Raw genomic sequence first — 18,906 nt, 5'->3', positions numbered from 1 at the left:
TCGGTTCGGTCTGAAATCGCCTTTTAGATTCGCCTTGCACTGACGAGTTTGCGTCGAACGCGGAGAACTGACCTTGCGTCTGATCAGGTGCCTCGCGCCCATCGCGCTGGGCCTCATGATTCTCGTCGCCGCGTATCCCGCGCGCGCGCTCGACGCCGTCAGCGTCCGTGGCGACGCGCCCGCGATCGACCTCACCAGCGTGCTCGAGCATCAGCGCAGCGATGCCGATCGCATCCAGGTCTCGACTGCGCCGGGCACCGACGGCATCGTCCGCCGCATCGAGGTGCGCGCCCGCGAGGGCGGCCAGAACTGGGTGGTGTTCGCGCTTGCCAACAACACCGACGACCAGCTCGACCGCCTGATCGTCGCCCCGCATTACCGCATCGTCTCCTCGGGATTGCTGTGGCCCGACCTCGGCCTGTCGCGCATCGCGACCATCACGCCCTCGATCGGCGACCGGCCGGAACGGCAGGAAAGCGCCACCGCGGACGTGTTCCGCATCACGCTCGACCCCGGCGCCGTCGTTACCTTCGTCGCGGAGCTGCGCACCGACAAGCTGCCGCAGCTCTATCTGTGGGAGCCGGAAGCCTACAAGGACAAGGTCAACTCGTTCACGCTGTACCAGGGCATCGTGATCGGCATCTCCGGCTTGCTTGCCCTGGTGCTGACCATCCTGTTCGTGGTGAAGGGCAGCATCATGTTCCCGGCCGCGGCAGCGCTGGCCTGGGCGGTGCTGGTCTATATCGGCGTCGATTTCGGCTTCTGGGGCAAGGTGCTCGACATGTCGAACAACGCCGAGCGCATCTGGCGCGCGGCGGGTGAGGCGATCCTGGCGGCGACGCTCTTGGTGTTCCTGTTCGCCTATCTCAATCTCAGCCGCTGGCACGTGCGCTATTCGCACATCACGGTCGGCTGGCTTGCGTTCCTCGGCTCGCTGGTGGCGCTCGCCCTGTTCGATCCGGCAGTGGCCTCCGGCATCGCGCGCATCTCGCTGGTGCTGATCGCCTTCGCCGGCTTCGCGCTGATCGTCTATCTCTCCACCCACGGCTTCGACCGCGCCGTGCTCTTGATCCCGACCTGGTTCCTCCTGGTGGTCTGGGTGGTGGCGGCCGGTATGACGGTCGCGGGCTCCGTCACCAACGACATCGTCGGCCCTGCCCTGCTCGGCGGCCTCGTGCTGATCGTGATGCTGATCGGCTTCACGGTGATGCAGCACGCCTTTGCCGGCGGCGGCGCCAGCACCGGCGTCGTCTCCGACATCGAGCGGCGCGCCCTGGCGCTGGCCGGCTCCGGCGACCTGATCTGGGACTGGGACGTCTCGGCCGACAAGGTGTTCACCAGCCCCGAGACCGAAGCCCTGCTGGGACTGAAGCGGGGCACGCTGGAAGGGCCCGCCGCCTCCTGGCTCGAGGTGCTGCACCCGCTCGACCAGGACCGTTTCCGCGCCGCGCTCGACAGCGTGCTCGACCAGCGCCGCGGCCGCCTGGTGCAGGATTTCCGCCTGCGCACCCCGGACGGCCACTTCATGTGGTTCGCGCTGAAAGCGCGCCCGGTGGTCGGCTCGGACGGCGAGGTCTCGCGCGTGGTCGGCACGCTCACCGACGTCACCGAGCTGCGCAATGCCGAGGAGCGCCTGCTGCACGATTCCGTGCATGACAATCTCACCGGCCTGCCCAACCGCAAGCTGTTCATGGACCGGCTGAATGCGGTCGCGCATTTCGCCAAGACCATGCCGACGCTGCGGCCGACGCTGATGGTGATCGACCTCGACCGCTTCAAGCAGGTCAACGATTCCGTCGGGATTGCGGTCGGCGATTCCATCCTGCTCACTTTGGCGCGCCGCCTCACCCGCATCCTGAAGCCGCAGGACACGCTGGCCCGGATGGCCGGCGATCAGTTCGGCCTGATCTTGCTCTCGGAGCAGGACCCGGCGCGCATCACCGCTTTTGCCGAGACGATCCGCAAGACCATCCGCGCGCCGATCGCCTTCAACGATCGCGAGATCTTCCTCACGGCGTCGATCGGCCTCGCGCTGTCCGATCCGCAAACCCAGCTCACGGACGAGATCATCAAGGATGCCGAGCTGGCGATGTATCATTCCAAGCGCATCGGCGGCGACCGCATCGACGTCTACAAGCCGGCGATGCGCGCGCGGAAGACCGACCGCCTGACGCTGGAGAGCGAATTGCGCCGCGCCATCGAGCGCCAGGAGATCACGATCCTGTACCAGCCGATCGTGCGACTGGAGGATCGATCCGTCGCCGGCTTCGAGGCGCTGGCGCGCTGGGATCATCCGAAGCTCGGACGCATGGCGCCCTCGGAGTTCATATCGATTGCGGAAGAGACCGGCCTGATCGTCGACCTCGGCATGTTCGTGCTCGACCAGACCGCCAAGCAGCTTTCGGTGTGGCAACGCGCGATGCGCTCGCGCGAGCCGATCTTCGCCTCCGTCAACGTCTCGTCACGGCAGCTGCTGCGCCACGATTTGATCCACGACATCCGCACCGTGCTGTCGCGCTCCTCGGTGGCGCGCGGCACGCTCAAGCTCGAGCTGACGGAATCGCTGGTGATGGAGAATCCGGAGCACGCAGCCCAGATGCTGACCCGGATCCGCGAGCTCGGCACCGGGCTGTCGCTCGACGATTTCGGCACCGGCCATTCCTCGCTGGCCTATCTGCAGCGCTTCCCGTTCGACACCATCAAGATCGACCAGTCCTTCGTGCGCACCACCAGCCGCGGCACCCGCCCCGTGATCCTGAAGTCGATCATCGCGCTCGCGCACGATCTCGGCATGGACGTCGTCGCCGAAGGCGCCGAGACGGATTCGGACGCCGTGGAGCTCTACCAGATGGGCTGCGAATACGCGCAAGGCTTTGCCTTCGGCGAGCCGATGGACGCGGACGCGGCGATGCGGCTGCTTACGGAAGTGCGGCTGGAAGCGGCGAGCTGATTGCTCTCTTACCCTCCCCTGGAGGGGGAGGTCGATCGCGCGCAGCGCGAGCGGGGTGGGGTGATCTCTCCACTCGGGCACCGCATCAGTCGAGAGACTGTCACCCCACCCCGGCTCGCAATCTCGCTTCGCTCGATCGCGAGCCGACCCTCCCCCTCCAGGGGAGGGTGGACGGCGTGCCCTACGATACTATCGCCGCCGCTCGTTCTTCTGCTTCCTGAACCTTACGCTCTGGCCATCCGGCATGCGCGTTGCCACGAAGCCGGCGGCGAGACAGGCTTCGCGTTGCGGCATCTGGATGTCGGGGCTGCGCAGGCTGTCCCACCATGAGGCACGCTGGGCCGCGCGCGGCAGCGCCGCGCCGATGATCTCCTCGATCTGCTCGAAGCTCAGCACGAGCTCCTCCTGCTTCTGCCGCAGCAGATAATCGCGCAACGCATCGTAGTCGTTCACACTCGTCCTCTCGTCCGGGGCCGAAGATCAGGTCTGCTCAAAACCGTCAGCCGCATAAACCGATTCTTAACTCATTGCAGCAGCGCCGTCGCGGCTTAAACACTACGCAAGCTTTCGGGCGCATCCACTATGGACAGGAGCGAACAATGTTCTCTGGATGGCGCGACGTTGCGGCCCGCCGGCCGTGGCGGATTTCGGCGAAGCTGCTGATCATCTCGTCCGTGGTGACGGTGATCGGCTTTTCCGCCATTTGCGTCAACGTCATGCTCGACATGCGCCGCGGCGAGGAGGCGCTCGCCCGCCAGACGCTGGAAAACCTTGCGACCACGATCGAGTCCGACGTCAGCCGCAACGTCGAGATCTACGATTTGTCGCTGAAGGCGGTCGCCAGCAACATGCTGCTGCCCGAGCTGGCGACGGTCTCGAAGCCGATTCGTCACCTGATCCTGTTCGACCACGCAACCACCGCCAGGCATTTCGGCGCCATCCAGGTGTTCGACGCCGAGGGCCGGCTGACCATCGACGCCTCCACGCTCGATCCGCTGCCGGAGGACCGCAGCGAGGAAGACTATTTCAGGGTTCACCGGGACAATCCCGGCGCGGAGCTGTTCATCAGCCGTCCCATGCTGTTTCGCGGCGCCTACTCGATCGTGCTGAGCCGGCGCATCAGCGACGCGGACGGCGGCTTCATGGGCGTCGTCGCCGGCTCGATCCGATTCAGCTATTTCCACGAATTGTTCGATCGGCTCAACCTCGACCCCGACGACACCATCACCGTGCTCAAGCGCGACCGCACCATCATCATGCGGCGGCCATTCGATCTCGACGTCATCGGCACGAACCTGAACGACCGCCAGAACTGGAAGGCCGACAATCTCAGGGTCGGCGCCTCCTATTCGGGACAGGGCCCGGTCGATCCGACGCCGCGACTCTATGTCCGCAGCAAGAACAATGGTCCGCTGTTCGTGGTCGCCGGCAAGCCTTTGGCCGCGGTGTTCGCGCTCTGGCAGAAGGAGGCGATCCGCATCGGCGCCGTGGTGCTGGCGCTCGCGCTGTTCGTGCTGGGATCGACGCTCGTGCTGGCGCGCGAGATCGGCCGGCGCGCCGAGGCCGAGCGCAAGCTCGAGGAGTTGGCGACGACGGACGCCCTCACCGGCCTGAAGAACCGCCGCAAGTTCGATTCCGTCATCGACGTCGAATGGCGGCGCGCCATGCGCCAGAAGGCGCCGATCGCGCTGCTCATGATCGATGCCGATCATTTCAAGGCCTACAACGACACGTTCGGCCATCAGGCCGGCGACCAGGTGCTGGTCGGCATCGCCATCTGCATTTCCGATTCGGTGAGCCGCGCCGGCGACTGCGCGGCGCGCTATGGCGGCGAGGAATTCGCCGTGCTGCTGCCGAGCACCTCGGCCGCCGATGCCTTCAAGGTGGCGGAGACGATCCGCCTCAAGGTGCAGGGCTGGTCCGACGATCAGGCGATGTCGACGGTGTCCTGCGGCATCGCCAGCCTCGTCCCCGCCGCCGGCATGGACTGGGCGCTGCTGGTTGCCGCCGCCGACAAGGCGCTCTACGCCGCCAAGGCCGGCGGGCGCAACCAGTCGGTGGTGGCGAGCCTGCCGCAGCTGTCGCTGGTGGCGTGAGGCGCTGTTCTCTCGCAGTCATTGCGAGCGAAGCGAAGCAATCCAGATCGTCTCCGCGGATACATCACTGGATTGCTTCGTCGCTTCGCTCCTCGCAATGACGAGTTGAGAGATAGCGCATGCTACTGCCCCAGATATTTCTTCATCTCCGCGATCAGGCCGTCGCGCAATTCCGGGCGCTTCAAGCCGTAGGCGATGTTGGCGCGCAGGAAGCCGGGCTTGGAGCCGCAATCATGGCGCTCGCCCTCGAACTCGACGCCGTAGAATTTCTGCGTCTTGGCAAGCCCGATCATGGCGTCGGTGAGCTGGATCTCGCCGCCGGCGCCGCGCTCCTGGGTCTCCAGGATCTTGAAGATCTCCGGCTGCAGGATGTAGCGACCGGTGATCGAGAGGTTGGAGGGCGCCGTGCCCTTGGCCGGCTTCTCGACCATGCCGTCGACCTCGAACATCTTGCCGTTGCGCTTGCCGACGCCGCAGATGCCGTATTGGTGGGTCAGATGATCGGGCACCGCCTCGACCGCGACCAGATTGGATTTTTCGCCGAGCGAGGACGCCATCTCGATCATCTGCTTCAGGCAGCCCGGCGTGTTGAGCACGAGCTCGTCCGGCAGCACCACGGCGAACGGCTCGTTGCCGACGATGTCGCGCGCGCACCAGACCGCGTGGCCGAGGCCGAGCGGCGCCTGCTGCCGGGTGAAGCTGACCGCGCCGGCTTCCGGCTGGTTCTGCGCCAGGATGTCCTGCTCGGCTTTCTTGCCGCGTGCGGCCAGCGTCGCGTCGAGCTCGAACATCCGGTCGAAATGATCCTCGATGACAGCCTTGTTGCGGCCGGTGACGAAGACGAAGTGCTCGATGCCGGCTTCCTTCGCCTCGTCATAGACGTACTGGATCAGGGGCTTGTCGACGATGGTCAGCATTTCCTTCGGCATTGCCTTGGTGGCAGGCAGAACGCGGGTGCCGAGGCCGGCGACGGGGAATACAGCTTTGCGAATCTTCATGGGATCGATCGAATACCTTGGGGCACATGGGACGGGAGCAATGGCATTCTTGCTAGCCTGTTTGCAGCCGCCAACAAAGGCGGATGTGGGGCCTCGCCCCGACAGAGTTAAGAAAAAGGCCGTCACCAAAATTTCACCTTTGTTAAGCTATTGGCAACGCTAACCAGGCCTCCTGTGGCGGGTTTTCAGGCCGACGCGTGGGATATGATGCAATCAATGGCAGGACTGACGAGACGGGCTGGCGGCGCAGTCGTTGCGGCCGCTTTGCTGCTGCCGGCCGGCGCGCAAGCGCAGGCACAGAACGGCCTGTCGAACCTGTTCGGCGGCATCTTCTCGGGATCGAACCCGGCACCGGCGCAACCCACACCTGGCCCGAGCGGCGCGCCGACGGGAGCATTGCCCTGGAGCGGCGAGGACGGCGCCTCCGGCCATCCCTTGATGACGGCCGCCGCGATCCGCGAGGCCGCCGGCAACTTCAACAATTGCGTCGCTGCGATGTGGCCCGATGCTGCACGGCGCGGCGTCACGCAGGAGAATTTTCAGCGCTTCACCGCCGGACTCTCGCCCGACCTGCGCATCATGGACCTCATGGACTCGCAGCCGGAATTCACCAAGTCGATCTGGGACTATCTCGACATCCTGGTGAACGACAACCGCCTCGCCAAGGGCCGCGAGGTCCTCGCCAAATACAAGGCGCAGTTCGACGCGACTGAGAAGGCCACCGGTGTCGACCGCACCATCATCGCCTCGATCTGGGGCATCGAGTCCAATTACTCGACGCAGATGGGCGACCGCAGCGTGCTGCAATCGACCGCGACGCTCGCCTGCATCGGCCGCCGCCAGGCCTATTTCAAGGACGAATTCCTCTCCGCGCTGGAGATCCTCAACCGCGGCGATCTGCGTCCGGAGCAGCTGCGCGGCTCCTGGGCCGGCGCCTTCGGCCCGACCCAGTTCATGCCGACCGCGTTCAAGCGCTTCGCGGTGGACGGAGACGGCGACGGCCGGCGCGACGTCGTCGACAACCCGACCGACCTGATTGCCTCGACCGCCAACAATCTGAAGAAGGACGGCTGGCAGCCCGGCCAGACCTGGGGCTACGAGGTCGTGGTGCCGCAAGGCTTCAACTACATGCTGGCCGACCGCGCCAAGGCGATGCCGATCGCGCAATGGGAGAAGCTCGGGCTCAAGCGTCCGAACAACCAACCCTTCCCGCAGCCGGCGGAGAAAGCTTACCTGCTGGCGCCGGCCGGCGCGCAGGGACCGGGCTTTCTGATGCTGCAGAATTACCGCGTCATCATGAAGTACAATCCGGCCGAGGCCTATGCGCTGGCGATCGGCCATTTCGCCGACCGGCTGCGCGGGGGACAGCCTTTCGTGCAGCCCTGGCCGCGCCAGGAGCGCGAGCTCTCGCGGACCGAGCGGCTGGAGCTGCAGCAACTGCTGGCCCAGCGCGGCTTCTACAAGGGCACCCCGGACGGCCAGTTCGGCGGCATGACCAGGGAGGCCTTGCGCAACTTCCAGGCCTCGATCGGGGCCCCCGCCGACGGTTTTGCCTCGTCCGACGTGCTGGACCGGCTGCGCGGGCGGTAAAATCGCGCCTGAAGTAACCTTGAAGGCGGATTTTGCCTGAAAACCTTGACCGGGACTGGTGTTCCCCGGTCTATGGACAAGAATCTGCGATGGAATTTGCCCGTTTGGCGCCTGATTCCGTTATTATATGAAGCTAACTCCGATCCTCCATTGCGCGCGCCCGAGATCGCATGTCGAAGAAGTCCCTGTTCAAGGCGCTGACCGAGACCGGCCCGTTGATCGCGCTGGGGACGGCGCTTGCGATCCTGGTGTCGGTGGCGGCACCGGCTTCGGCACAGTTCTTCAACTTCCCCGGCTTCGGCGGGCCGCCGCAGCGTTCGGCCCCACCACCGCCACCCCGGGGCGGCGGAGGTGGCGGCTGGTTCGGCGGCGACTTCTTCGCACCATTCCAGCAGCAGCCGCAGCAAGCGCCGCGCCAGGATTTTTCGCGCGCGCCGGCACCGGCCAAGCGCGACACCATTCCTGAGAAGAACGTGCTGGTGATCGGTGATGCCATGGCCGACTGGCTCGCCTATGGCCTCGAAGACGCCTACGCCGAGCAGCCCGACATGGGCGTGATCCGCAAGCACAGGACCACGTCCGGCCTGATCAAGTACCAGCCCAAGGGCGAGCCCGCGGACTGGGCCGCGGCGGCCAAGGGCATTCTCGAGACCGAGAAGCCCGACGTGATCGTCGTCATGCTCGGCCTCAACGACCGCGTCGCGATCCGCGAGCCGGCCGCCGACAAATCCGACAAGGCAGCCGCGGAAAAAGACAAGGACAAGAAGAACGACAAGGGTGCGCGCGCCAAGCCACAAGCAAAGCCCGGCGACGCCAAGCCCGACACCGCCGCCAAGCCGGACGACAAGCCTGCCGATGCCGACCTGCCGCAGGACGACGCCGACAACGCCGACACGCCGGCGGCCGCGCCGGAAAAGACTGCGCGCAACCCGAACGGCCTCTATGAATTCCGCGACGAGCGCTGGGTCGAGCTCTACGGCAAGAAGATCGAGGAGCTCGCGGGTGTGCTCAAGGCCAAGGGCGTGCCCGTGCTCTGGGTCGGCCTGCCCGCAGTTCGCGGACCGAAGGGCACCGCGGACACGCTGTTCCTGGATTCGCTGTATCGTGAGGGCGCGGCCAAGGCCGGCATCACCTATGTCGACGTCTGGGACGGCTTCGTCGACGAAGCCGGCCGCTTCCTGCAGAAGGGCCCGGACTTCGAAGGCCAGATCCGCCAGCTCCGCAGCTCCGACGGCGTCTACTTCACAAAGCCGGGCGCGCGAAAACTCGCGCATTATGTCGAGCGCGAGATCACGCGCCTGCTTGCCGGACGCTCCGGCCCGATCGCGCTGCCGAGCGAGCCTGCGACCCCCGACACCAGCGCCGAGCCGGGCAAGCCCGCGCCGCGGCCGCTGGCCGGGCCGATCGTGCCGCTGGTTGCAGCCTCGATCTCGACCGATCAATTGCTGGGCGGACCAGGCACGCGTCCCGCCGCCGTCGATGCGCTCGCGGCAAAGACCATGGTGAAGGGTGAGCCGCTGGCAGCTCCCGCCGGCCGTGCCGACGATTATGCCTGGCCGCGCCGGGAAGTCGGCCGCGAGCAGGCCAAGGGCGATACGCCGATGGCGGCAACGACGCCGGACGGCGGGGCGGCTCAGGGCGCACCGGGCGCAGCCGCCGCGATCGCGCCGCCAAAGCTCGCGCCGAAGAAGCCGCCGCTCCCGCCACAACAGCCGGCCCAGGCAACGCCCTCGTTCAGGGATTTCTTCGGCTTCGGCTCGCCGCAGCCCCCGCCGGCCCCGCGCCAGCTGGCGCCGGCACCCGGACCGCGCAATCCGAATCCCAATCCTGGGGTCCCGCGGCCGCCGGGCAACGTTGGCCGCTCGGCCGAGATGTTCCGGTAATCGTCTCTGACGATTTCAGATGTCATTCCGGGGCGCGCATAGCGCGAACCCGGAATCCATCGTGCCACCGGCAATGTTGATGAATGGATTCCGGGCTCGCGCCAAGAGGCGCGCCCCGGAATGACGCACGACAATCAGCCGTAATAGCGCCAGCGTGACGGCGGGCGACGGGCGGGACGCGACATCAGAAGCGCCAGCGCGAAGCCGATGCCGCCGGCCACCAGCAGCGCGCCGAGCGGGTTGTCCTGCACCTTCTGCGCGATGGCCTTCGAGCCGTCGCGGAAAGTCTCGCCACTGTTCTCATAGGCGTCCTTGGCATAACCCGCGGCCGTGTCCGTGGCGTCGCGCACGGCATCCTTGGCCTGGCCGTAGAGATTCTGCACCGTGCCCGCAGCTTCCCGCGCCTTGCCCGATGCCTGCGTCTTGGCATCGCCTGCCATGTCGCCGATCGCGCCTTCCGCGCGCCCGGCGTATTCCTTTGCCGATCCAACAATCCGATCCGTGTCCATGATGATCCTCCTCGGTGGTCAGCCGAAGTAACCGATCAGACGCAGCGCGGTTCCTTGGCTTGGCCTACAGAATCTTGGCCTACAGAATCAGGCCGCCATCGACGACCAGCGTCTGGCCGATGATGTAGGACGACAGCGGCGAGGCCAGGAACAGCGCCGCGCCCGCCATGTCGGCCGGCGTGCCCAATCGCCGCAGCGGGATGCGTGCGAGTGCGCCTTCCAGCCGCTTCGGATTGTCGGTCGTCACCTTCGTCATCTTGGTATCGACGAGCCCTGGCGCGATGCCGTTGACGCGGATGCCGTCCTCGGCCCAGGCCTCGCCCAGCGTGCGCGTCAATCCGACCGCACCGGTCTTCGAGGCATTGTAGGCGGGATTGCCCATGGTGGAATGATAGGCCGCAGTCGAGGACACGATGATCAGGGCGCCCTTCGCGTCCCGCAACATGGAATGAAAGCGCGTCGCGCAGGCCATCAGACTCATCAGATTGACCTCGACGACCTTGCGGAAACCCGCCATCTCGAATTCGCCGCGGCGGTAGATCACCGCGCCCTGCGCGAGCACCAGGACGTCGAGACGTTCGAACGACGGCTTGAACGCTTCGATGGCATTGGGATTGCTGACGTCGAGCTGCGCGTAAGCAAGACCTTCGAGATCGGAGCCTTCCTCGGCCGAATATTCCGTTGCGTGAGCACGCGTGCCGCAGACCGCAATTGTTGCGCCCTTGGCGCGAAAGGCCTGCGCGATGCCGTTGCCGATGCCGCTGGAACCGCCGACCACCAGCACCTGCTTGCCTGAGAAATCGAGCTCGTTTGCCATTCGCGGCCTCCCCTGGTGTTTTCTGCTTGTTTGACCTGTCTGCGGATCGATGCCAGCCTTGTCAATCATAGCAAGAACCAGCTCGGCGCGAGGAAACAGCATGTCCGACTTCAGGGAGCTCAGCCGGTCCGTGAAGGGCCTCACCGTGCTCGTCACCGGCGCAGCCAGCGGCATGGGACGCGCCACCGCGCGCATATTCGCTAACGAAGGTGCGAATGTCGCCGTCACTGATTTCGACGAGCAAGGCGCGCATGACGTCGCCGGGGAGATTGCGGCGAGCGGTGGCGCGGCAAGGGCGTGGAAGCTCGATGTCGCCGACGGCGGCGAGATCCAGCGTGTGGTCAGCGATGTCGCCGCGCATTTCAGCGGTCTCGACATCGTCGTCAACAATGCCGGAATCTCGGTGCGTGTCGCGATCGACGATGAGACCTATGAGGACGCCTGGGCAAAGGGCATCGCCGTGATGCTGACGGCGCATCCGCGCATCATCCGCGCGGCGCTGCCCCACTTGCGCCAATCGAAGAGCCCGCGCATCGTCAACATCGCCTCGACCGAGGCGCTCGGCGCTACCGCCTTGCACAGTCCGTATTCGGCCGCGAAGGGTGGCGTTGTGAGCCTCACCCGCTCGCTTGCCGTGGAGCTCGGCCGCGAGGGCATCACCGTCAACTGCATCTGTCCCGGACCGATCCGCACGGCAATCACCGACCGCATCCCGGAGGAGCACAAGACCATCTACGCCAAGCGCCGCACCGCACTCGGCCGTTACGGCGACCCTGAAGAGGTCGCGCATATGACGCTGAGCCTGTGCCTGCCCGCGGCGTCCTTCCTCACCGGCGCGGTGATCCCGGTCGACGGCGGGCTGATGGCGCGGAACGCGTGAGAGCCATGCGCGCGGCGCGTTGACATCGCCGGATGCGGGAGTCATTTTTTCCAGAAACAGAGCGGGGAAACCGCTCGTCAATGCGGGAGGAACGCCATGACCATCGCCATCCGGCAGCTTCAGAAACATTTCGTCGGCGAGGTATCCGGCCTCGATCTGCGCAAGCCGCTCACGCCGGATCAGGCGCGCGAGATCGAGGCCGCCATGGACAAGTACGCCGTGCTCGTCTTCCACGATCAGGACATCACCGACGAGCAGCAGATGGCGTTCGCGCTGAACTTCGGCCAGCGCGAGGAAGCGCGCGGCGGCAACATCACCAAGGCGGATGAACACCGCCTCACCTCGGGCCTGAACGACGTCTCCAACCTCGGCAAGGACGGCAAGCCGCTGCCGAAGGACAGCCGCGCCAATCTGTTCAACCTCGGCAATTGCCTGTGGCACTCCGACAGCTCGTTCCGCCCCATCCCCGCAAAGTTCTCGCTGCTGTCGGCGCGGGTGGTGAACCCGAAGGGCGGCAACACCGAATTCGCCGACATGCGCGCGGCCTATGACGCGCTCGACGACGAGACCAAGGCGGAGATCGAGGACCTCGTCTGCGAGCATTCGCTGATGTATTCGCGGGGATCGCTCGGCTTCACCGAATACACCGACGAAGAGAAGGAGATGTTCAAGCCGGTGCTGCAGCGGCTGGTGCGCACGCATCCCGTGCATCGCCGCAAGTCGCTGTATCTGTCATCGCATGCCGGCAAGATCGTCGGCATGAGCGTGCCCGAGGGGCGGCTGTTGCTGCGCGATCTGAACGAGCACGCCACGCAGCCTGAGTTCGTCTACGTGCACAAATGGAAGCTGCATGACCTCGTGATGTGGGACAACCGCCAGACCATGCACCGGGTCCGCCGCTACGACCAGTCCCAGCCCCGCGACATGCGCCGCGCGACGGTGGCGGGGACGGAGCCGACGGTGCAGCAGCAGGCGGCGGAGTAAGGCGCTGTCGTCGTGGTGAAGGCAGCAACGACAGAGTTGCAGACGACAGGGCGCGGGCGTTTCAACACACTCCGTCATTGCGAGCGAAGCGAAGCAATCCAGAATCCCTCCGCGTCGGTTTTCTGGATTGCTTCGTCGCTTCGCTCCTCGCAATGACGTGGTGGGAGGCCAGCTACACTCAGCGCCAGCTACGCATGCCCGGCCTCGTTCGAGAGCATGCCGGGATCGATGCCGATCTTCTGCAAGGCGCGGTTGTACTTGTCGTCGACGTCGTCGCCGAAGATCAGATCCGCATCCGCGTCGCAATGCAGCCAGCCGTTGCTCTGGATCTCCGTCTCGAGCTGGCCCGGCGCCCAGCCGGCATAGCCGAGCGCGAGGATGGCGTGCTTGGGGCCGGAGCCGTTGGCGATGGCGCGCAGAATGTCGACCGTCGCAGTCAGGCAGACGCCGTCATCGATCCGCAGCGTCGCGTTCTCGATGTAGAAGTCGCTGGAATGCAGCACGAAGCCGCGGCCGGTGTCGACCGGGCCGCCGCGCAGCACCTTCATGCTTTCGGCGTTCTCCGGCAGCTTGATGTGCTCGCCCTTCTTGATGATGCCGAGCTGCTGCAAGAGCTCGGGGAAATCGATGCTGCCGGCGGGATGGTTCACGATGATGCCCATCGCACCTTCCGCCGAATGGGCGCAGAGATAGATCACCGAGCGCTCGAAGCGGGAATCGCCCATCACGGGCATTGCGATCAGGAGCCGGCCGTCGAGATAGCCGGAACTGGGCAACGCGGCGCCCGAGCTGCGGGTGCTTTCGCCCGTCCTCTTGCCTGTGGGAGCCATCGCTCAAGCACTCCGGTTTCAATTCCTATCCTGATGTCGGGCCGGTCGGCTGTCAAATCAAGGCTTGCGGCGCCTTGATTCAAGTGCATCCATCACACGCAATTCAATGGTTTGGCCCGGGGCCACCCTGTAAAGACGTGCTATGCTTACGAGAGTTCCCCTGCGTGCGGCGATTGGCGTCGCAACAACCCTGCTCGCGTCGGCGCTGGCCATCGCCGCCCGTGCCGATGACGCCTCGCCTTGGCAGCGCGACGGACATTCCGCGGTGCGGCTGCTGGCGGGATCGCGCAGCGGCGCGGTTTTGCTCGGCGGTATTGCCTTCCAGCTCCAGCCCGGCTGGAAGACCTACTGGCGGTCGCCCGGCGATTCCGGCGTTCCACCCCGGTTCGACTTCTCGAAGTCCGATAATGTCGAAGCGGTGACGGTGATGTGGCCGGCACCGCTGAAATTCGACGACGGCGCGGGCGGCCATTCGATCGGCTATCGCGACCAGGTCGTGCTGCCCCTGCGCATCGTCGCCAAGGCCGCGGACAAGCCGGTGACCTTGCGCGCCGAGATCAACTACGCGGTGTGCGAGAAGCTCTGCATTCCCGTGGAGGCCAGCGCCGAGCTCGGCTTCAACAGCGTCGCCTCGACCGAGGATGCGAACTTGCGCGCTGCGCTCGACACCGTGCCGAAGCCCGCCAATATCGGCGACCCCAATCCGCTCACCATTCGCGACGTCAAGCGTGACGGGCCCAAGAACGTGGTGGTCGACGTGGTGACGCCCGACAGCCGCAAGGTCAATCTGTTCGTGGAAGGCCCGACACCCGATTGGGCGCTGCCGATTCCGGCGCCGGTGCAGCACGGCCCGCCGGGGGTGATGCGCTTCTCGTTCGAGCTCGACGGATTGCCGCCGGGCGCCAAGCCCGAGGGCGCCGCGCTGAAGTTCACGCTGGTCGGGCCGGAGAAGGCGTACGAGTTCAATACGAATTTGGAGTGAGGCCCGGTCAACGCGAGTACGTTGCTCTGCTGGCGTTCCACGTTCAGCTGTCGTCCCGGGGCGCGCGAAGCGCGAGCCCGGGACCCATAACCACAGGGAGTGGGTTGGCGAAGACTCGGAGTTGCCAGCTCACGCAACAACTTCTCCCTGGGGTTATGGGTCCCGGATCGGCGCGCGCTTGAGGCGCGCTTGTCCGGGACGACACCGCGTTTGGGGGTTACGGCACCCCGCCCAACCGAATCTTAACGAATCGTTGCTAGTCCCTCACCTGCCGCTGCAGGTCGCCCTGGGGATTCTTCGAATTGGCCGTGATGGATGCACCACCCGCAACGACCGGACCGGCCGGCCTGATTGCGCGGCTGCGCGCCAAGCTCGCGGGCGGATCGAGCGAGGCGTCGCTGACGCGGCGGCTCGCCGGCACCATCTTCGTCATCCGCGTCATCAGCGCGGGCCTCGCTTATGTCTCGCAGGTGCTGCTCGCGCGCTGGATGGGAACGTCCGATTACGGCATCTACGTCTATGTCTGGACCTGGGTGCTGCTGCTCGGCAGCATGATGGATTTCGGCATCTCGGCCTCGGCGCAAAAGATCATTCCGGAGTACCGCGCCAGCGGCGCGCAAGCGCTGCTGCGCGGCTTTCTCTCCGGCAGCCGCTGGCTGACCTTTGCCGTGTCCACGCTGGTGTCGCTCGGCCTTGCCGGCATCGTCAAATTGCTGTCGCCCTGGATCGATCCGGCTGAGGTGCTGCCGCTCTATATCGGCTGCATGACGCTGCCCGCCTTCGTCGTCGCCAACACCCAGGACGGCATCGCGCGCTCGCACGACTGGATGCAGCTCGGCCTGATGCCGCAATTCATCATCCGCCAGGCGCTCATCATCGGCATCACCGCGCTCGCCTTTCTGCTCGGCTATCACCTCGGCGCGGTCGCCGCGATGGTGGCGAGCCTGGGCGCGGTGTGGATCGCGATGGCCGGGCAGATGGTGGTGCTAAACCGCAAGCTCGCCGATCACGTCACACCGGGACCGAAGGTCTATGACGTCAAGGGCTGGCTCGCCGTCTCGCTGCCGATCCTGCTGGTCGAGAGCTTCTACCTGCTGTTGTCCTACACCGACGTGCTGGTGCTGCAGCAATTCCGTCCCTCCGACGAGGTCGGCGTCTATTTCGCCGTGGTGAAGACGCTGGCGCTGGTCTCGTTCATCCATTACGCGATGTCGGCGACGACGGCGCATCGCTTCGCCGAATACAATGCCAGCGGCGACAAGGCGCGCCTGTCGGCTTACGTCGCGCACGCCATCAACTGGACGTTCTGGCCGTCGCTGGCCGCGACCATCGTGCTGCTCGCGCTCGGCAAGCCGCTGCTGTGGCTGTTCGGACCGCAATTCATGATCGGCTACGACATCATGTTCGTGGCTGCGATCGGCCTCGTGGTCCGCGCCGCCATCGGCCCGGTGGAACGGCTGCTCAACATGCTCGGCCAGCAGAAGATCTGCGCGCTGGCCTACGCGCTGGCCTTCGTGATGAATGTCGTGCTCTGCATCGCGCTGGTGCCGCGCTACGGCGGCCACGGCGCGGCGGCTGCGACCTCGATCTCGCTGAGCTTCGAGACCGTGCTGCTGTTCTGGATCGTCCGGCAGCGCCTGGGGCTGCACGTGCTGGCGTTCGGGAAATAGCGATAGCAATTCGTGAGGTGGGCAAAGCGAAGCGTGCCCACCGCTCTTTCTCAATCGCGGAAAAATGGTGGGCACGGCGCTTACGCGCCTTTGCCCACCCTACGGCCTCGCCTCTTACTCCGCGGTCCAGCCGCCGTCGATCGAGAGGTTGGTGCCGGTGATCTGGGCGGCGTCGTCGCTGCACAGGAACAGCGCGAGCGCGGCGACCTGCTCGGAGGTGACGAACTCCTTGGTCGGCTGCGCATCGAGCAGCACGTCGTTGATGACCTGCTCGCGCGTCAGATTGCGCGCCTTCATGGTGTCGGGGATCTGCTTCTCGACCAGCGGGGTCCAGACATAGCCCGGGCTGATGCAGTTGCAGGTGATCTTGTGGGTCGCGACTTCCAGCGCCACGGTCTTGGTGAGGCCGGCAATGCCGTGCTTGGCCGAGACGTAAGCCGACTTGAACGGCGAGGCGACCAGCGAGTGCGCCGACGCCGTGTTGATGATGCGGCCCCAACCCTTCTTCTTCATGCCCGGCACCGCGGCGCGGATGGCGTGGAAGGCCGAGGACAGATTGATCGCGATGATCTGGTCCCACTTCTCCGGCGGGAATTCCTCGATCGGCGAGACGAACTGGATGCCGGCATTGTTGACGAGGATGTCGACCGAGCCGAAGGTCTTCTCGCCGAGCGCGATCATGCCGGCGATCTCGGCGGGCTTGGTCATGTCGGCGGGCGAGTAGACCGCCTTCACGCCGAAATCGGACTCGATCTTGGCGCGCTCCTTCTCGATGTCCTCCGGCGCGCCGAAACCGTTGATGACGACATTGGCACCGGCGGCGGCGAAGGCGCGTGCGTAAGCGAGCCCGATGCCGCTGGTCGATCCGGTCACGACGGCGTTCTTGCCTGACAGAGTACCCATTCTATTCACTCCTTTTTGCCGGGGGCGCGGTGACGTCCCCCGTGAGATCGTAGGTCACCATGGTCTCGCCGGACTGCGGCCGCTCCAGCCAATCCTTGTGGCGCATCGACAGGTGCACGTCGCGCACGCCGGCTTCCCAATGCTCGACCATGGCGACGTGCGAGAAATCGTAATCCTTGGACGAGGATTCGTAGTTCTTGCTGCGATAGATCAGATGCACCACGGTGACGGTGCTTTCGCGCGACACTTTCGCCAGGAATTCGACGGAAGGATCGTTCTTGAGATAGTCCGGCAATTTGCCGATCAGATCGCGCACGGCCCTCCGGGCGTTGTGCAGCTGCTTGTTCTTGTCGGTGTTCATCCGCGTGCGGCTGGAATAGCGAATGTCCTTCTCGCGCTCGGCGGCCTCCAGCAGCGAGTTCGGCAGGTCGCCGCGCGCGGAAAACAAATCGACCTGGAAGATCAGCATGTCGCGTGCGACCTCGGCATCGAGCACATAGTCGAGCGGGGTGTTGGAGGCGATGCCGCCGTCCCAATAATGCTCGCCATCGATGACGACGGAGGGAAAGCCCGGCGGCAGCGCCCCGGAGGCCATGATGTGCTCGGGGCCGATCTTCTTGCCGCGCTTCTTGAACTCGTAATTGTCGAAATATTTGAAATTGCCTGAGGTGACGCCGACCGCGCCGACCGACAGGCGTGTCTTCAGATCGTTGATGCGGTCGAAATCGACGAGACGCTCCAGCGTCTTCTTCAGCGGCGCGGTGTCGTAATAGCTTTCCGCTTCGGGATGCCCCGGCGGCCACAGCGGCGCCGGCGGAATGCGCGGCGTGAAGAAGCCGGGCACGCCGAAGGTCGCGATCAGCGCAGCACTGGTGGAATTGAACAGCTCGCGGCTGTGATCGCTCTTGCCGACCGGCTTCCACGGCACCGGGGCCGACACCATTTCCCAGAATTCCTTGAGCCGCTCGACGCGGGCGCGCCCCTCGTTGCCGGCGATGATGGCGGCATTGACCGCGCCGATCGAGATGCCGGCGACCCATTCCGGATCGAAGCCGTAGCCGCACAGCGCCTGAAAGGCGCCGGCCTGGTAGGAGCCGAGCGCGCCGCCGCCCTGGAGGACCAGAACGCGTTGCGCATTCGCGGGGACGCTGGCGGATTCCGGGCTATGATCGGTCATATGGGAACAATAGCAAAAGGCTGGCCACCGTGGCGACACTCCGCCGCGGCGTCAATGCATCCCGGGATCAAGTCTGGCTTATCGCGGCTCCGTCGAGGCCAGGATCATGGTCCAGAACACCTTGTACTTGGTGCCTGGAGCATAGCTCGCCGCGATGCCTAATTTTGTGACACCGCCCTTGAGCATGTTGGCGCGGTGCGGAGGCGAGTCGCGCCAGCCGGAAAACGCTTCCGCCAGCGTATGATAGCCGGCCGAAATGTTCTCGACCGCCACGGTGGCAGGATAGGCGCCAGAGGCCAGACGCTTGGCCAGCGGCGCGCGGACGTCGTGGTCCATCTTGTTGGCCGCCGCCATCGCGCCCGACTGGGATTCGGCGAGCCTGGTCAAATCCGGATCGACCACGACCGTGCCGAGCCCGTTGTTCTGGCGGTATTGCGAGATCATGATCGCAGCCGCCTGGACGTCGAGCTTCGAGCCCGGGACCGCCATGTCGGCATACATCGACGGCTGCTGGACCGGTGCTTCGTTGCCGGCGCAGCCGGCGAGCAGCAACATGATGAGAATTGCGGCCGCAGCGCGCATGAATCGGGGCCCCCAAATGAGGGGCCGTTGTTGCATACCAACAATGGCTGAAAGG

16 protein-coding genes are annotated in these 18,906 nt (G+C 65.5%); 8 read left to right on the top strand and 8 right to left on the bottom strand.

Translation table 11 applies throughout. The features are described 5' to 3' along the window. The first annotated feature begins 73 nt into the window (after positions 1-73). A complete protein-coding gene (locus ACNJYA_RS06310) occupies positions 74-2,950 on the top strand; it encodes an EAL domain-containing protein (protein ID WP_172784859.1) in 2,877 nt (958 codons plus the stop codon). Positions 2,951-3,139: 189 nt separating this feature from the next. Here the strand turns inward: ACNJYA_RS06310 and ACNJYA_RS06305 are convergent, their stop codons facing one another. Beyond that, on the bottom strand, positions 3,140-3,403 hold the full coding sequence (locus ACNJYA_RS06305) for a DUF7662 domain-containing protein (protein WP_212254195.1): 264 nt from the start codon (positions 3,401-3,403) through the stop codon (positions 3,140-3,142). 146 nt (positions 3,404-3,549) lie between these two features. Between ACNJYA_RS06305 and ACNJYA_RS06300 the strand changes: the two genes are divergently transcribed. Next, positions 3,550-5,046 carry a sensor domain-containing diguanylate cyclase gene (locus ACNJYA_RS06300; RefSeq protein ID WP_439365696.1) on the top strand — a complete coding sequence of 499 codons (1,497 nt, stop codon included), beginning with the start codon at positions 3,550-3,552 and terminating at the stop codon, positions 5,044-5,046. Between the two features lie 122 nt (positions 5,047-5,168). Here the strand turns inward: ACNJYA_RS06300 and ACNJYA_RS06295 are convergent, their stop codons facing one another. Further along, positions 5,169-6,044, bottom strand: a complete 876-nt coding sequence (locus ACNJYA_RS06295; RefSeq protein WP_172784861.1) for a UTP--glucose-1-phosphate uridylyltransferase — start codon at positions 6,042-6,044, stop codon at positions 5,169-5,171. A 207-nt stretch (positions 6,045-6,251) separates the two neighbouring features. Between ACNJYA_RS06295 and ACNJYA_RS06290 the strand changes: the two genes are divergently transcribed. Further along, positions 6,252-7,634, top strand: a complete 1,383-nt coding sequence (locus tag ACNJYA_RS06290; protein WP_439367418.1) for a lytic murein transglycosylase — start codon at positions 6,252-6,254, stop codon at positions 7,632-7,634. Between the two features lie 170 nt (positions 7,635-7,804). Beyond that, entirely contained in the window at positions 7,805-9,517 is a 1,713-nt protein-coding gene (locus tag ACNJYA_RS06285; RefSeq protein WP_439365695.1) for an SGNH/GDSL hydrolase family protein, read from the top strand. A gap of 134 nt (positions 9,518-9,651) precedes the next feature. Here ACNJYA_RS06285 and ACNJYA_RS06280 read toward each other — a convergent pair whose 3' ends face one another. Together ACNJYA_RS06280 and ACNJYA_RS06275 are read right to left on the bottom strand one after the other, a co-directional pair. Next, positions 9,652-10,026, bottom strand: coding sequence for a CsbD family protein (locus ACNJYA_RS06280; protein ID WP_035998251.1), 375 nt, complete (start codon positions 10,024-10,026; stop codon positions 9,652-9,654). Between the two features lie 79 nt (positions 10,027-10,105). After that, positions 10,106-10,843 carry an SDR family NAD(P)-dependent oxidoreductase gene (locus tag ACNJYA_RS06275; protein WP_172784865.1) on the bottom strand — a complete coding sequence of 246 codons (738 nt, stop codon included), beginning with the start codon at positions 10,841-10,843 and terminating at the stop codon, positions 10,106-10,108. 100 nt (positions 10,844-10,943) lie between these two features. On the opposite strand from ACNJYA_RS06275, the gene ACNJYA_RS06270 reads away from it, so the two are divergent. Both ACNJYA_RS06270 and ACNJYA_RS06265 read left to right on the top strand, forming a co-directional pair. Beyond that, positions 10,944-11,723, top strand: a complete 780-nt coding sequence (locus ACNJYA_RS06270; protein WP_439402232.1) for an SDR family NAD(P)-dependent oxidoreductase — start codon at positions 10,944-10,946, stop codon at positions 11,721-11,723. 96 nt (positions 11,724-11,819) lie between these two features. Continuing rightward, complete coding sequence (locus ACNJYA_RS06265) at positions 11,820-12,707, top strand: TauD/TfdA dioxygenase family protein (protein ID WP_172784867.1); 888 nt, start codon at positions 11,820-11,822, stop codon at positions 12,705-12,707. A 188-nt stretch (positions 12,708-12,895) separates the two neighbouring features. Here the strand turns inward: ACNJYA_RS06265 and ACNJYA_RS06260 are convergent, their stop codons facing one another. Beyond that, complete coding sequence (locus ACNJYA_RS06260) at positions 12,896-13,537, bottom strand: YqgE/AlgH family protein (protein ID WP_172784868.1); 642 nt, start codon at positions 13,535-13,537, stop codon at positions 12,896-12,898. Between the two features lie 142 nt (positions 13,538-13,679). Between ACNJYA_RS06260 and ACNJYA_RS06255 the strand changes: the two genes are divergently transcribed. Beyond that, entirely contained in the window at positions 13,680-14,519 is an 840-nt protein-coding gene (locus ACNJYA_RS06255) for a protein-disulfide reductase DsbD domain-containing protein (RefSeq protein ID WP_212254190.1), read from the top strand. 311 nt (positions 14,520-14,830) lie between these two features. After that, the gene (locus ACNJYA_RS06250) at positions 14,831-16,189 is read left to right on the top strand and encodes a flippase (RefSeq protein ID WP_212254189.1); all 1,359 of its coding nucleotides are present in this window, start codon (positions 14,831-14,833) and stop codon (positions 16,187-16,189) included. A 114-nt stretch (positions 16,190-16,303) separates the two neighbouring features. Here ACNJYA_RS06250 and ACNJYA_RS06245 read toward each other — a convergent pair whose 3' ends face one another. The 3 genes from ACNJYA_RS06245 to ACNJYA_RS06235 all read right to left on the bottom strand — a co-directional run bounded on the left by ACNJYA_RS06245 (position 16,304) and on the right by ACNJYA_RS06235 (position 18,851). After that, positions 16,304-17,092, bottom strand: coding sequence for a 3-hydroxybutyrate dehydrogenase (locus ACNJYA_RS06245; RefSeq protein WP_212254188.1), 789 nt, complete (start codon positions 17,090-17,092; stop codon positions 16,304-16,306). 1 nt (position 17,093) lies between these two features. Next, positions 17,094-18,269, bottom strand: coding sequence for a DUF3734 domain-containing protein (locus ACNJYA_RS06240; RefSeq protein ID WP_212254187.1), 1,176 nt, complete (start codon positions 18,267-18,269; stop codon positions 17,094-17,096). 78 nt (positions 18,270-18,347) lie between these two features. After that, a complete protein-coding gene (locus ACNJYA_RS06235) occupies positions 18,348-18,851 on the bottom strand; it encodes a CAP domain-containing protein (RefSeq protein WP_212254186.1) in 504 nt (167 codons plus the stop codon). Between the last annotated feature and the right edge of the window lie 55 nt (positions 18,852-18,906).

Source organism: Bradyrhizobium sp. BLXBL-01 (assembly GCF_051853025.1).
In the GTDB taxonomy this organism is placed as follows: Bacteria; Pseudomonadota; Alphaproteobacteria; order Rhizobiales; family Xanthobacteraceae; genus Bradyrhizobium.
Note: the sequence above shows the minus strand (reverse complement) of the source record. Positions and strands in the feature narration are given on the sequence as shown.